Here is a 13645-nt window from a genome sequence, read left to right on the forward strand (position 1 = left end):
CTTATATCCTCTACCTGTAAGCAGCTCCTGTATCTTAAGCAGTGGTTATGAGGAATATAAATAGCAATCTCATTTAATCTGTGAGAAACTCGTGCTGTTTTTTGCAAGTCAACAACTCTAAAACGAGATCGGGATATTGGCTAACCATTGAGGATAGCTCTGTATTATAGACCTCCAATTCATATTTAGGTTCCTGGAATTGCTCCCCCTGCTCCCAGCAAGAACTGCCCCTCCGCCTCTTCGGTAACTCTCCCCCTCATCTCGCCCATCTCCCTCATCTCCCCACTCCCCACTCCCCACTCCCCACTCCCCAATCAAAATATAAAATCTCCAGTCCAAAACTCTCCTGCCAAGATACAATTCGATCTGATAAAAGCTGTTAAAGTCCATAAACCATTGATTCCCAAACCACCCTATGAGCATTCACGAAGTATTTATGCCGGCTCTGAGTTCTACCATGACCGAAGGCAAAATCGTCTCCTGGGTGAAATCGCCAGGGGACAAAGTGGAAAAAGGGGAAACAGTGGTGGTTGTAGAGTCAGATAAGGCAGATATGGATGTAGAAACCTTTTACGAGGGATTTCTTGCCCATATCATAGTTGAAGCTGGTGAAACTGCCCCGGTAGGATCTGCGATCGCCTTCATTGCCGAAACGGAAGCTGAAATTGAACAGGCGAAATCTCTTGCCAATTCCGGCGGCGCGGCGGCTACTCCTACCGCTTCCCCTGAACCAGTTGCCGCTACAGCCTCAGCTGCAACACCTGCCTTAGCGTCTCAAAACGGGTCTAACCACAAAGAAGGAAGGCTTGTAGCTTCACCCCGTGCCCGTAAGTTAGCCAAAGAACTCAAAGTTGATTTAACTACGCTCCAAGGCAGTGGCCCCTACGGTCGCATTGTCGCCGAAGATGTAGAAGCATTGTCCAATAAGGGCAAACAACCCGCCACTGCCCCAGTTGCCCCACCAGCACCTGTACCAACCAGCGCCCCAGTTGCACCTCCAGCACCTCAAACCCCAGCGCCTGCGCCAGTGGTAGCGGCTGTTCCTGGTCAAACCGTTCCTCTAACTACCTTCCAAAATGCTGTGGTGCGGAACATGGTAGCTACCATATCCGTGCCCGTCTTCCGCGTCGGTTATACAATTACCACTGATGGGTTAGACAAACTTTATAAACAAATTAAATCGAAAGGCGTGACAATGACAGCGCTACTGGCGAAAGCTGTAGCGGTAACGTTGCAAAAACATCCATTGTTAAATGCTAGCTACTCAGACCAGGGGATTGTTTATCATTCTGATATCAACATTTCCGTAGCAGTAGCGATGGATGATGGCGGATTAATTACACCTGTCCTGCAAAATGCAGATGCAGTGGATATTTATTCTCTATCGCGTACTTGGAAGTCTTTGGTAGAACGTGCCAGATCAAAACAACTACAGCCTCAAGAATACAACAGTGGTACTTTTACCCTGTCCAATTTGGGGATGTTTGGCGTAGATAAATTTGATGCGATTTTGCCGCCTGGACAAGGTTCAATTTTAGCGATCGGGGCATCCCGCCCGCAAGTGGTAGCAACACCAGACGGTTTATTTGGCGTGCGGCAACAAATGCAAGTCAATATTACTGCTGACCACCGCATTATTTATGGTGCCCATGCTGCGGCGTTCTTGCAAGATTTAGCGAAATTGATTGAGACAAATCCTCAATCTTTAACAATGTAATTTTGAAAAGACACCAAATTTAAATGTTAGCGCTATCAGTGAACAGCAGTTTTCGTAGAGTAGCGCTAACAATAAATAATACCTACACTTAAATTTTTTATGGACAAACAAACTATGTGGCGATATCACATCTCTTACATGAGTTTATGTCTAAACTAATATCAAAGTGACATACGACAACACCCTGAAATATCTGGTTGAGCAGTATCCAGAAGATTTTATCCGCTACTTACTCGCATCTGAGGCAACGGATATCCAGATTCTTAAAACAGAATTAAATCAAGAACCAATCCGTGCCGACTCAGTAACCTTTTTGCAAACTGCCAATCAAATACTGCATTTAGAGTTTCAAACCTTACCAGCATCGACTCCACCTTTGCCACTGAGGATGTTGGACTACTGGGTGCGACTATATCGACAATACAATTGCGATATCGAGCAGATAGTGATTTTTCTTAAACCGACAACTTCAGAATCTGTCTTTGTAGATCAATTTACTGCCCGCAATACTACCCATCGTTACCGCATCATCCGAATTTGGGAACAAGATCCAGAACCATTACTGTTATCTCCTGGTTTATTACCTCTGGCAACTTTGGCACGAACAAATTCTCCTCAAAGGTTACTTCAACAGGTAGCAGTTCAGGTGAGTATGATTGAAGAAGAAGCCACCAAGCAGAGTATCTCGGTATGTACCCAACTTCTAGCAGGGTTGGTATTCGAGCCAGAACTAATTCGTCAGTTTTTGAGGAAAGAAGATATGAGAGAATCTGCCATTTATCAAGAAATTCTCCAAGAAGGACTTCAAGAAGGAAGACAACGAGGCATTGAACAAGGTATTGAACAAGGTATTGAACAAGGTATTGAACAAGGTATTGAACAAGGTATTGAACAAGGTATTGAACAAGGTATTGAACAAGGAAGGCAATCAGAACTGAGGCTAGTGATGCGTCTATTAACTCGTAGGCTCGGTTCAATCAATTCTCAGTTACAATCTCGGTTGCAAGAGTTGTCCCTAGCTCAGTTAGAAAACTTGGGCGAAGTCTTACTAGATTTCGCCAGTGAGGCTGATTTGATGAATTGGCTAAATACAATAGAAAGTTAGAGTTTGCTTTAAACTTTCCGACCAGTTACAAAAAAAGTAAGATTTTCATACCAAGCACCTTCCTCTGTTGCCTCTGCTTCAATTTTTTGACGATAATCTGCTTTTAATTCTGCCATTTGCTCTGATGAAACTTGTAACAAAGGGTTTTCTCTAGGATGAAACCACCCTCCATTCCATTCTTTAGCTTGCTCTAGATTGTGGTAGAAACCTAGTTGTTGAGTCTTCACTTCAATATTTTTAAAACCAGCTTCTGTAAGCAGAACATGGCATTTATCGGGAGAGCCTGTTGGCTCATTTATACTTGTCAGCGAAATGCCATGTTTCTTACAGATTTCGATGATAAGTGGCGCTCCACAAGATTCCTCTGAGCAACAAGAAAAACCGAGAATTCCTCCTGGTTTTAAGAAACGATACCATTTACGTAGAGCAGCAGGAATATCTTTAAAATAGACTATTGCTGTAGAGCAAAGAATTACATCGAAACTCTCATCATTGAAATCAATATACTCAGCATCGGCTTCAATAAGTTCGATATTTTGCAAGCCTAATTCTTCAATTTTCTGTTGTGCTTGAGTTAGCATCCCTGAAGAAAAATCTACTCCAGTAACTTTTCCCTCAGAGCCGACAATTTGTGCAACAGCAATGGCAATGATACCTGTGCCTGTTGCCATATCCAATACTTTTTGCCCCTTTTGAAGCTGAACCAAATCTAGGAGAGGGAGAGCGCGCTCAATTGTATAATTGTTATCGTAGCTAGTTCTGCTATCGAAGAAATCAATTACTTTTTTCTTATACTCTTGTTCGTATTGGCTATTTTCCATAATATTTTTGTTTGACTGGTCAATTATAAGAATAAGTTGTGAGTGAAACTTCTGTCTTCTGAAAACTTGCTTTAAAAATGTTAAAATCTTGCAAACTCACAAAATTTATATCATTTCTCTATATGCTTTAGGTGTAATTCCTACATACTTGCGAAAAATGGTAGTAAAGTTGCTTTGGCTAGAACAGCCAACTTTAAGTGCAATTTCAATAATAGGGAACTGACTATAACTAAGTAAAAATTTAGCTTGTTCAATCCGGCATTTAATGACGTATTGATGTGGAGAAATACCCATTAAACGTTTAAACCAACGGCAGAATGAATAGGAACTCATATTCACTAGACTAGCCAGTTCTGTTAGTGTTAATTCTAGTGCTAAGTTGTCATAAATATAATCAATTATCTGCCGTAATTGATATTCAGAAAGATTAACCTCCAACTCTGAATTTAGTTGCCGTTTTCCAGAATAAGTTTTGAGGAGATGGGCTGCTAGAGCAATAGCAACTGATTCACCATATAATTTACCAGATGGACATCCGGCTTGAAGCTCTGTTTTGAGTGCCATTCCCAGATGAAGAATTTGGCGATCGCAGACTCCGCGCTGTGGGATAATTTCAATATTGCGTAGGCGTAGCCCGTCGTAGACATCGCTCCCAATGATCACATCATCTGCTACTTTCTTAAATAAACTGGAATCAAAAGAGACTAGGAGAAATTTGATTTCCTGATTCCAACGCGCTTGAGTCGGAATTCCCTTTGGAGTGACGTTAACCAAACCTTTCCTCATCTGCGTACTGTGTAACCTTCCACCTGCTAGTCGCCAGTCTACTTGGCATGAATTACCAAGCCAAATATTAATGCTGTGCTGCTGTAAGCAAAGCTCTGGACATTCAAATGCGGGTAAATGATGCTGTTCAAGCACAATCCCGTTCCAGTGATTAGTGCTGGATAAAATAGGAGGTTTGCAGCTCATCGGCACCAGATTTCCGCTTTCCACATCAATGGCTGAGAGTTGTTCAGATTTCATGTTGCCTACTAACTTATGAGCTACTACAAAAAAGATGATAAGCTAATGCGCGATCAAATTACATAGTTTCGCATTAAAAGCATCAGTAGCGTATATCTTTCAACTTATTCCACAATTCAAGTGCAGGAATGTGGCTCAATCCAGCAAATTGTGCATCAGCTGTTTCTATGACTATCCATTCTCCACTTTCTAATTGCCCGATATCAATTGCTATATAAGGAACACTAAGACGTTCCGAGGCTAGGATTGCCAACTTTAATACTTGCGTCTCTTCTTGTTTTGATAACTTGCTCAAGTCATCTTGCCCATCCCAATAATATCCATATTTTATAATCTGCTGATTATAAATAAAACATCTAAATTCTCTTCCCATTGGAAAGCCATTTGGGGCTAGGCGTTTATGCCATAATTTTACTAATTTCCTAACAATGACTCTACCTCGTGAACGATCTTTAAGTTTTAATAAACACTCCGTCAGTCTAACTAATTCCTCTAGATTATTCGCTACACAAGATTTCCATCCTTGCATTTTTATAGATTGGACTGCGCCTTTGACAAACACAGGAAATCCCAATAATTCACCAGCCTCAATACATTCGTTTGTTGAAGTAATTACCACACTGTCAGGTGTCAATCCTTTTAAGTGAGGGTAAAATAGGTCAAACTCTAGTGCTGTCTGGTGTTCTAAAGGAGTATTGAGTAGTTTTATCCCCTTAGTCAGGGCTGCATGATATATGGCTTTGTAACGCTCAAACTCAGGAATATATCCTATCCAGATACCAGCAGTTACTTTAGGATAATTAGGAATATGCCAAAGAGCATTTTCTGCTGTACCACATCGTTCAAAATCTCGCGGGATATGGTAGACTTTGCACCCTAATAATTGGGCAGCCTCTATCATTAATTTATTTTCGCTAGCGCTGGCAGATGGCTCTATTTGTTCAGTCGATTCACTTAAAACAATCATTTCTTCCTCAGCGTACCTCTGCGCTTACCTCAGCGTCCCTCTGCGTTTAAAAAAATAAAAAAGGTGGGCATTACCCACCCAACAAACTTATCCCTTAACACAAAGAACTTGCTTCAGTGTTGCTACAACTTCAACCAAATCTGCTTGATTTTGCATCACTTGTTCTATAGGCTTATAAGCACCAGGAATTTCATCTAACACGCCCTCATCTTTGCGGCATTCTACGCCATTTGTTTGCTCAATTAAATCATCAAGCGTATAGACATTTTTTGCCTTATTTCTAGACATCAAACGCCCTGCACCGTGGGAACAAGAACAGAAACTATGGGCATTACCTTTACCCTTAATAATAAAAGACTTTGCCCCCATCGAACCAGGAATAATCCCATAATCTTCAGTCTGGGCGCGGACTGCACCTTTACGAGTAACGTATACATCCTCGTCAAAATGCACTTCTTTTTCGGCATAATTGTGATGACAATTAACCTGCAATAAAGGTTTAGTTGCCCTCCCACCTGCTAAATGCTTCTCAACTATGTGCTTAAAACGTGCCATCATCACATCACGGTTGACACGCGCATAGTCTTGTGACCATTGCAAATCGTGCCAGTATGCTTGGAATTCTGGCGTACCAGCGACAAAATGAGCCAAATCAGGGTCAGGCAATTTATTACCTGCCATTTTTGCTAATTCCCTGGCTGTATGAATATGGCACTGTGCAAGTTTATTACCGATGTTGCGCGACCCAGAATGCAGCATCAGCCAAACTTGATTCTCTGTATCAAGACACACTTCAATAAAGTGGTTTCCTCCACCGAGAGAACCCATCTGTTTCATCGCTTTGCTTTGTAGGTCTTGCACACCGCGATGCAAGTCTTTAAAATCATCCCAGCGTTGCCAATTGCTGACAGATTTTTCAACGTCTTTATTTTCGTTGAATCCTGTAGGAATGGCTGCTTCAATATCCAGGCGGATTTTTTTCAGCTTACCTTCTAGCTGTTCGGCGGTAAATGAGGTTTTGATAGCGCTCATCCCACAACCAATATCCACACCCACAGCAGCTGGGATAATCGCTTCTTTAGTTGCAATTACAGAACCAACTAAAGCACCTTTTCCTAAGTGAACATCTGGCATTAATGCCACGTGCTTAAACACAAATGGTAGCGATGCTACATTTTTTGCCATCTTGGTTTCTTCTGGGCCCAATGAGTGATTTGCCCAAGATAAGACGGGTGCTGGTGTGGTAATTTCTAACTTTTCGTAGGGCATAATTTTTTGTATTTTGGATTTTAAATTTTAGATTTTGGATTGGGTATATGGCACTGAGAATTATTAGTCTGACTTATAACCCATTACCTCGTTAGTTGTAGCAATTTAATGTTGTATTGTCTTTCATTTCACTCGCTCAGTTTTTGTGAAGCTGAACAACTAATCTTAGGAGTAACACCTTTATACTACAAATGTAATCAAAAAAGTTGCAAAGGTCAAGCCCATACCACAGAGGGAAAGCAGATGTTTCCCAAATATATTAAAATTTGTAAAGGAAATAACTTTGCTTAAATAACCCTTAAACTTCTGACACAATATGGCAGTGCGTCAAGATACAATCTGGGAACGTTTTTTATCCCCTGTAGTGCGTCTTTTGATTGATGAAGACGGGTTACGGCGTTACGCTGATAGTATTGACTGGGAGAAAGAATGCGATCGCTTGCGACGAGATGATGTCATAATTCCCTCGTACTACAGTAGCCAAAATTTTCACGGGATTACAGGCGGATATCTGACTTACGGTGCAGCAGTTAGTTACGATCCGATTACGCAATATGTTGTGCCACCGAATGAAACTATTGTCCGTCAGGCTTTAGTTGATGCCGTCAAGGTAAAACCACAACGCATACTTGACTTAGGTTGCGGTACTGGTTCCACTACCTTAATGTTAAAGCAGGCTTTCCCCCAAGCGGAAGTTATTGGTTTGGACTTATCACCCTATATGCTGGTAAGGGCAGAAGATAAAGCTAGAAATGTTGGTTTAGATATAGTCTGGCGACATGGGAATGCTGAAAAAACTGGTTTGAGTGACGCAACATTCGACTTGGTTACAGCTTCTTTGCTATTCCACGAAACACCAAATGAGGTGTCCCTAGCAATTTTGCGAGAAAGCTTTAGGTTGTTGGTAACTGGAGGGCAAGTATTAATTCTAGATGGAAATCAAAAGACTCTCCGTCAGTTAGAATGGCTTAATGATGTTTTTGAAGAGCCATATATTCGTGAGTATGCTGCTGGTAGCGTGGACGCGAATATGGGCGCAGCCGGATTTGAAGCTGTGCGATCGCAGGATGTATGGTGGATAAATCAGATCACTAGCGGCATTAAACCGATCGCAACTGAAAATGTCCGTCAGTATACTGCCACATCAATAGATAATAATAATTTGGAGGAACTTGGATCTCCAGCGTTTGGCATAATGGCATGAGTTTAAAGGCAGTTCTCTTTGATTTTAATGGTGTCATCATTAATGATGAGCCAATTCACCTGCAACTGATTGATGAGATTCTCATTCAAGAAAATCTCCAACCCCAAAAGGTGAGTGAGCGTCAAGCTTCTTTAGGACGCACTGACCGCGCTTGTTTTCAGCAACTACTCGCTAATCGTGGTAGAGTAGGCGATGAAAACTATTTAACTCAGTTGCTGTACCGCAAAGCAGAAGCCTATGTGGTAGAACTAGGAAAAATAGAGAAACTGCCTTTATATCCAGGTGTTGAAGACTTAATATATCAGGTGCGATCGCGGAATCTGAAACTAGGTTTAGTTAGTGGCGCTATTCGTAAAGAAATAGAATTGGTACTTGATCGCGCCAAACTAGCCCAACACTTTAAAGTTATTGTTGCCGGTGATGACATCACCACTAGTAAACCAGAACCCGATGGTTATTTACTGGCAGTAAAACGCTTAAATAAAGAATACCCTGAACTGAATCTTCAACCACACGAGTGTCTGGCCATTGAAGACACACCAGCAGGAATTGCAGCAGCGAAGCGATCGCAAATGCAAGTTGTTGGTGTAGCGAATACTTACCCATTCCATATGCTCCAGCGCTGCTGTAACTGGACTGTTGATTATCTAAGCGAATTGGAACTGGAACGTGTGCAGAAGATTTATTCTCAAAAAGAGCCTCAGCCATCGGCAAGTGAATGTTAAAATACTCTATGGTGATAGTGTATGAAGTTAATGAGTAATATTACTCTTGACTTTAGTACTGATTAAGGGGAATTAGCTCAGTTGGTAGAGCGCTGCGATCGCACCGCAGAGGCCATCGGTTCAAATCCGTTATTCTCCATGTGTACATTAAATAATTATTGTCAGTTTTAAAGAATTAATGTCCAGTTTTTCCAAGTTCAGGGGCATAAGTTACGTATTTTTGAGGCTTTCAGCAAATAAATCAGTTTTAAAGAATTATTGTCCAGAGTTGAAACCAGTTTTAAAGAATTATTGTCCAAAATCAGCCTGTAAAACTCGGCTAAATATATGTTTTCTAATTTAATTTATTACAGCAAACCCAAGGCTCTTAAATTGCAAGAATAGCTTTAAAGCACTTTATTTGCAGTCTAGTTACAAAAATATATAACCTCTTCTTTTGCTGTTTTCACCCAAGCAGAGGCTCCATTACTATAAAATAGCTGCGTTTTATGTGCGATCGCAGCGCTCCTTTCAAACCACCCTAATACAAAATTATATAACCAAAGCGCCTACTTTGGGGATAAGAAATTTCAACCCACCACCTAACGAGAGGCCTTTGGAAACCTTACTATGTTTATCAGCAATATCTTTGGCTAGCTCCTTTCAACCCACCACCTAACGAGAGGGCTTTGGAAACATAAGTAAGATCCGATCGTCTGTAGTAACCATAGAAAACTTTCAACCCACCACCTAACGAGAGGGCTTTGGAAACCCCAATCCGGTCGAGGGTTTCTTCTTGCCCTGAATCCAATCCACTTTCAACCCACCACCTAACGAGAGGGCTTTGGAAACATAGGACTGCTACAGAATCCTTTCCACCGCTTAGAGCCTTTCAACCCACCACCTAACGAGAGGGCTTTGGAAACATTAAAGACGGAAACGTTTTTACAGGGACAGCTAGCTTTCAACCCACCACCTAACGAGAGGGCTTTGGAAACATAACGAAATCAAAAACCTTCCTGTTCGCAAAACAATCTTTCAACCCACCACCTAACGAGAGGGCTTTGGAAACAGAAATTGAAGTAGCAAGCCCTCTGATTGTTGGCACTTTCAACCCACCACCTAACGAGAGGGCTTTGGAAACCCAGCAAAATGCCAGTTGTGATTCAGTCCTAAGAACTTTCAACCCACCACCTAACGAGAGGGCTTTGGAAACCGCACCCGTGAAAACTCTTGCCAACAATGGCTTTTGAAGGCAAATTTGGCAAGCCTTCTTTAATTCCTATTTTCTACGGCCAACGAATAAAATTTTATTCATGACTAAAACAGTAATACCCAGTGCAGACAAGAGTTTTAGACATTTGGCAGAACCCCAGGGATTTTGCCCCCGCTTTGGCTTGCCAAAAATAAAAATTAGGGGGTGGTAGTTCGGTAGCCACCGTGACGGTATACCCGTACCCTTACTTTGTTGTAAAGTAAGAGGTAATGACACTCCTCGTAAAACCAAAATCTAAGATTTTAGTAGTACAGGCCGCTCTGGCACCTAACACCAAGCTAAAAGAGTTTGATGTCAAGAGCAAAGGTTCTGGGTTGTTTGGAACCCTAACACCTTATACTTCCCATGCGTCTCGGTGCGAGTACTTTCTCATCTAACAGCAGTATTACCTTACCCAAGCAATTACCACTAACAAACGCTTAGATGATCGCACAGGTAGAGTTGGCAGCTACCAGGGTCAGAAAGAATACGCTTTTCCAAGCGTTAAACTAACCCATTCCACAGTATCTACACAAAGGGGTTAATACTGTAGCATCATACAGTTAAGGCTCAAAAGAGCATGTATGACGGCACCGATTTAATTTCCCTAAGACTACATTCTTCGGGTAGAAATTTTATCTACCAAAAGTATTAATCCGGCATTGGTAAGCGTAAAATGCTAAATCTCTCGCTTGTTCTTCCAGCGTACCATAATGGGGTTGGATACCAAATTCAATACTAATTTTTAACTCAGCAGCTTTCGACTTTATGAATTCTTGGAGTCTGTTATAACTCCAATTATGTATTTGACGGTTATATTCTTTTACGTATAATTTTTGAGCATTTACATCACCTGGAATTTTAGTCTCAGCTTTTGCTTGAATTACACTGGCACGAATTTCCCTGATGTCTTTTAATTTAGGTAATACAATGCAACCTGCCTGATATTGCCTGGCGAGTTCTACTATTTTCTTCGCTAATAATTTATCAACGTATTCTCCTAGTTGTGATTCTCCAATATTACACGGTGAATCTTTTTTCTGAGCTTGTTCTCTCTCTTTCCGAAAATGCACTTGTTGTCGTCGTCTGCGGCTTAACAGGTGAAAATCATTGCCTAGCAACTGTTTGACTGTATTACAGGCAAGTACTTTTTTATTATTTATATCAACTATGACAACCGTCCCTAACTCAATAGGATGAAAACTGATACCAACAATTATATTAGATTGACCTTGATAAATTAGTTTACCAGGACGATTGAATGAATTATTAAGTCGAGATAATGAAGATTTATCTTTATTCAATTGTATTTGTTGATTGTTCTCTAACTTTTTATTTTCTTCTGCTTTACTTACTCGTTTTTGCGCCTTGTCAGTCTTTTCTTTTCTCACTTCTTCAGTACCCTCTGCTGTCCATAAACGAGCGTCATAGGTACAATGCAGAGCTAATTTATGAACTTTCCACGGCTCACCCTTGCCTTCACCTTGTTGCCATAGCAACTGTGCAGAACGTAGTGTGATTAAACTTCCCGAAAGTTTCTCTTCACCTTTCTGGCTTACTTTAAAAGCTTTGTAGTCTTCTAGAAAGCGTTCAAAAAAATGACGTTGGCGTTTATTACAACAAATTTTAAAGTGATATTCACTCCAACCATTGAAATAAACAAAAATATTGCCTGTGTCATTTTTATACCAAGTTAAGTCTCCATATAAATAATCTATAGGATATGGTAACTGTGATATTTTTTTCGATAAATTAGCTATCCAATCTTCCCACTCTTGATTATTTTTAGGTACTTGATTCATTAAGTTGCCAAATGCTTCACTATATCTTTCTGCTGTTATATCTCTACCACTAGGTAATCGATTATTTTGAATTTGATTCTCTAGACGTTTTATCTGGACTATTTTCTCATTACGACGCTTTTTTAGTTTTTGAGTATCTTCCTCTAAATTACTAATTTTATTATAATTTTTTATCAGGTAAGCTACTGCACACCGCGTTAAAGTATCCTGTGTTTGTTTATGAATTTCATATAAAATATTAGTTAATGTTTCTAATCTATCTTTCTCTACATTGTTTGGAGAACTAGAATCTTCCCTTTGTTCTGCATCGGTACTTTTATTATTAATGTTTTTATTAACTCTTTTTCTAGCTGATTTGGTTGGCTTTACATCTTCATCATTAATAGTAAGTTGTTTTATAAATTCTTCTGGTTGATTAAGCACTTCTTGCGCTTTAGAACGTATTGTCTCTAAATCACAGTTACTTTCATTTATAAGTTCAACATCACTTTTAAGTATATTTTTGAGAAAATATTCTTTACCCTCTTTCTGCCTTTTTCGTTTCTGGTATAAAGTAAGCCATGAAGAATAAACCTCTTTTACAAAAGACTCTGCTGATGAGCGAAGGCGGCCTGATTGTTCTTCAAATTCAGGATTTTTTGTCAAAGCTTTACGTAATTCTACGATTTCTTTCTTAGTTATTTCTCCCTTTTCTTTATTAGCTTCAAATTCTGGTTGTTCGCTTACATTCTTTAACAATTGAAGAATAAGAGGAGTATTTTTTTGAGTCATTTCTTCCCATACTTTGCGAAGTATATCTTCACTAGCATCTAGATGACATCGTATGGTTCTATGAACTGGAACCGTGGATTTACTCTTACGATCGCTACTCATGGTGACAACATCTCCACCAAATCAATAATTTTTTGTTTGTGTAATTTAGAACTAACTACTTATTCGTCTTCGCCAGATAACGATCGCCATCCAAAAACCTCGGCATTGCCGCATTTGTTCAATAATGTTTTCAATTTACCACAAAAACATTGTCACACATTGTTAAACATTGTTTTGTGTTGTAACAAGGTTACGGGAGTATGATGAACTGGCAACAAATCTTTGTAGTGTTGATGAGTCAGAGCGATCGCGTACAAACTTCCATATATTTCCCCAAAGATATCCATGAGGCTTTGGTGAGATGGGCTGAGGAAGAAGACCGTCCCATCAGTAATCTTGTTGTGCGGCTTGTGAGTAAGGCAGTTGAGGAGCGGGAAAAGAAGCAAAATCCGCCGCAATAATATCTAGGTGTCGCAGATAGGACAATTTGTAAATTCCTGATATGCGATATATCCTCAGCCACTACATGAGCAAAATCCTTGTGCATGATATGTTATTGGTTCTTTGCAAGATGTAAAAACTTCAACGCAAAGTGAAGTGTCAAATGGGCTTGACGAACGTCTGGCAAAGTTAATTAGGGAAGGTCTTTTGAAGGCTACACAAAAAGCGCAAGTGTGATTTTGTCAAAAGGCTGTGCCAAAATTAAGCCCGAACCCAGGCATTATGTGGAGATGGTAGAAGAAACTAGAGAAGTTAGGGGAAGAATTCCTAAAGATTTGAAAATTGCTTTTGAAATAGCCTGCGCTCGCCTGGAAGTCACACAGACAGCAGCCTTGGAGGAGGCGATTAGGGACTGGTTGAAAAAGAAAGAGTCCTCTGAAAAACAGCACTAGGAGGATTGAGGAACGCATTTGCTATCGGTTTATTTTGGTGGCAGAATACTCACACTATTGAGGAAAGTT

General features: G+C 40.4%; 12 protein-coding genes, 1 tRNA gene and 1 CRISPR repeat array. Of the genes, 8 read left to right on the forward strand and 5 right to left on the reverse strand.

The window, feature by feature from the left end:
• Window positions 1-415 precede the first annotated feature (415 nt).
• Window positions 416-1717, forward strand: a complete 1302-nt coding sequence (locus H6G96_RS10160; RefSeq protein ID WP_190911350.1) for a dihydrolipoamide acetyltransferase family protein — start codon at window positions 416-418, stop codon at window positions 1715-1717.
• A gap of 166 nt (window positions 1718-1883) precedes the next feature.
• Window positions 1884-2822 (forward strand): DUF4351 domain-containing protein, encoded by a 939-nt coding sequence (locus H6G96_RS10165; RefSeq protein ID WP_190911351.1) that lies wholly within the window; start codon window positions 1884-1886, stop codon window positions 2820-2822.
• An 8-nt stretch (window positions 2823-2830) separates the two neighbouring features.
• Here H6G96_RS10165 and H6G96_RS10170 read toward each other — a convergent pair whose 3' ends face one another.
• The 4 genes from H6G96_RS10170 to H6G96_RS10185 form a co-directional block, all read right to left on the reverse strand.
• Window positions 2831-3643 (reverse strand): class I SAM-dependent methyltransferase, encoded by an 813-nt coding sequence (locus tag H6G96_RS10170; RefSeq protein ID WP_190911352.1) that lies wholly within the window; start codon window positions 3641-3643, stop codon window positions 2831-2833.
• 105 nt (window positions 3644-3748) lie between these two features.
• Window positions 3749-4669 carry a helix-turn-helix transcriptional regulator gene (locus H6G96_RS10175; RefSeq protein WP_190911353.1) on the reverse strand — a complete coding sequence of 307 codons (921 nt, stop codon included), beginning with the start codon at window positions 4667-4669 and terminating at the stop codon, window positions 3749-3751.
• Between the two features lie 82 nt (window positions 4670-4751).
• Window positions 4752-5636 carry an ATP-grasp domain-containing protein gene (locus H6G96_RS10180; RefSeq protein ID WP_190911354.1) on the reverse strand — a complete coding sequence of 295 codons (885 nt, stop codon included), beginning with the start codon at window positions 5634-5636 and terminating at the stop codon, window positions 4752-4754.
• An 87-nt stretch (window positions 5637-5723) separates the two neighbouring features.
• Entirely contained in the window at window positions 5724-6905 is a 1182-nt protein-coding gene (locus H6G96_RS10185; protein ID WP_190911355.1) for an RtcB family protein, read from the reverse strand.
• Between the two features lie 316 nt (window positions 6906-7221).
• Between H6G96_RS10185 and H6G96_RS10190 the strand changes: the two genes are divergently transcribed.
• From H6G96_RS10190 to H6G96_RS10205, 4 genes are all read left to right on the forward strand, one after another.
• A complete protein-coding gene (locus tag H6G96_RS10190) occupies window positions 7222-8109 on the forward strand; it encodes a class I SAM-dependent methyltransferase (protein WP_190911356.1) in 888 nt (295 codons plus the stop codon).
• Window positions 8106-8834: an HAD family phosphatase gene (locus H6G96_RS10195; protein ID WP_190911357.1), complete on the forward strand. Its 729-nt coding sequence runs from the start codon at window positions 8106-8108 to the stop codon at window positions 8832-8834. Before H6G96_RS10190 ends, H6G96_RS10195 begins: the two co-directional genes overlap by 4 nt.
• A 66-nt stretch (window positions 8835-8900) precedes the next feature.
• Window positions 8901-8973: transfer RNA gene (locus H6G96_RS10200), tRNA-Ala, on the forward strand.
• A 427-nt stretch (window positions 8974-9400) separates the two neighbouring features.
• Window positions 9401-10029: a CRISPR direct-repeat array (repeat unit 37 nt; unit sequence CTTTCAACCCACCACCTAACGAGAGGGCTTTGGAAAC).
• A gap of 269 nt (window positions 10030-10298) precedes the next feature.
• Window positions 10299-10466, forward strand: a complete 168-nt coding sequence (locus H6G96_RS10205; protein WP_190911358.1) for a hypothetical protein — start codon at window positions 10299-10301, stop codon at window positions 10464-10466.
• Window positions 10467-10703: 237 nt separating this feature from the next.
• Here H6G96_RS10205 and cas12k read toward each other — a convergent pair whose 3' ends face one another.
• Window positions 10704-12743, reverse strand: coding sequence for a type V CRISPR-associated protein Cas12k (gene cas12k / locus H6G96_RS10210; RefSeq protein ID WP_190911359.1), 2040 nt, complete (start codon window positions 12741-12743; stop codon window positions 10704-10706).
• Window positions 12744-12943: 200 nt separating this feature from the next.
• On the opposite strand from cas12k, the gene H6G96_RS10215 reads away from it, so the two are divergent.
• Window positions 12944-13144 (forward strand): hypothetical protein, encoded by a 201-nt coding sequence (locus H6G96_RS10215; protein ID WP_084227262.1) that lies wholly within the window; start codon window positions 12944-12946, stop codon window positions 13142-13144.
• Between the two features lie 213 nt (window positions 13145-13357).
• Window positions 13358-13576: a hypothetical protein gene (locus tag H6G96_RS10220; RefSeq protein ID WP_190911582.1), complete on the forward strand. Its 219-nt coding sequence runs from the start codon at window positions 13358-13360 to the stop codon at window positions 13574-13576.
• The last annotated feature ends 69 nt before the right edge of the window (window positions 13577-13645 follow it).

The organism is Nostoc sp. FACHB-892 (assembly GCF_014698795.1).
Classification (GTDB): Bacteria; Cyanobacteriota; Cyanobacteriia; order Cyanobacteriales; family Nostocaceae; genus Nostoc.

Excerpts from the sequence above, each read along its gene's own strand:
- H6G96_RS10180 (WP_190911354.1), bottom strand. The coding sequence starts at position 5,636 with ATGATTGTTTTAAGTGAATCGACTGAACAAATAGAGCCATCTGCCAGC.
- cas12k (WP_190911359.1), bottom strand. The coding sequence starts at position 12,743 with ATGAGTAGCGATCGTAAGAGTAAATCCACGGTTCCAGTTCATAGAACC.
- H6G96_RS10175 (WP_190911353.1), bottom strand. The coding sequence starts at position 4,669 with ATGAAATCTGAACAACTCTCAGCCATTGATGTGGAAAGCGGAAATCTG.
- H6G96_RS10160 (WP_190911350.1), top strand. The coding sequence starts at position 416 with ATGAGCATTCACGAAGTATTTATGCCGGCTCTGAGTTCTACCATGACC.
- H6G96_RS10205 (WP_190911358.1), top strand. The coding sequence starts at position 10,299 with ATGACACTCCTCGTAAAACCAAAATCTAAGATTTTAGTAGTACAGGCC.
- H6G96_RS10215 (WP_084227262.1), top strand. The coding sequence starts at position 12,944 with ATGATGAACTGGCAACAAATCTTTGTAGTGTTGATGAGTCAGAGCGAT.
- H6G96_RS10185 (WP_190911355.1), bottom strand. The coding sequence starts at position 6,905 with ATGCCCTACGAAAAGTTAGAAATTACCACACCAGCACCCGTCTTATCT.
- H6G96_RS10195 (WP_190911357.1), top strand. The coding sequence starts at position 8,106 with ATGAGTTTAAAGGCAGTTCTCTTTGATTTTAATGGTGTCATCATTAAT.
- H6G96_RS10190 (WP_190911356.1), top strand. The coding sequence starts at position 7,222 with ATGGCAGTGCGTCAAGATACAATCTGGGAACGTTTTTTATCCCCTGTA.
- H6G96_RS10170 (WP_190911352.1), bottom strand. The coding sequence starts at position 3,643 with ATGGAAAATAGCCAATACGAACAAGAGTATAAGAAAAAAGTAATTGAT.